The organism is Vibrio sp. OPT46, assembly GCF_015163535.1.
Taxonomy (GTDB): Bacteria; Pseudomonadota; Gammaproteobacteria; order Enterobacterales; family Vibrionaceae; genus Vibrio; species Vibrio alginolyticus.
This window is the reverse complement of the sequence record NZ_JADDYG010000875.1, coordinates 5,925-6,432: the sequence shown is the minus strand read 5'-3', so window position 1 is coordinate 6,432 and position 508 is coordinate 5,925.

Here is a 508-nt window from a genome sequence, read left to right as displayed (position 1 = left end):
GAACTGGTAGACAAATCGTTAAACTGAGTTGCACAGATATGACTTCGGTTGTCTATCACTTCAAAGTTTTTAACTACGCAGATTAAGGGCATGTAGCGCTATTATTATCGTATTCGAACTCTACGATACACAATTGCAAGTGAACCTACACTCGTAAGCTCATCCCTGTCGTCAGTTACAGTAAAAGCTTTTTTCTCTGTTTAACAATACCTTAGTAACTACGGGCAATTAAACCCGTTTTTCGATCGAAACTCAGATTGCATAAAAGGTGAAAAAGAGTGCTAGGTAAGCCTTTAAACTACGCCTATAATTAGCGCCCACATGGAGGATGTTTACTATATGAACATCCTTTATTTTTTGAAACTAGCAACAAGGATCCAGTAAAACATGTTTTTCTGGTTTTGTTTACGTTGACCAAGAAGGTAATTAACACAGCAAATTGAGGTTCTAAGATGACTCTTAACAAGTACTTTGTTTTCATTCCAGCAGAATTGGAACAGGAAATGCG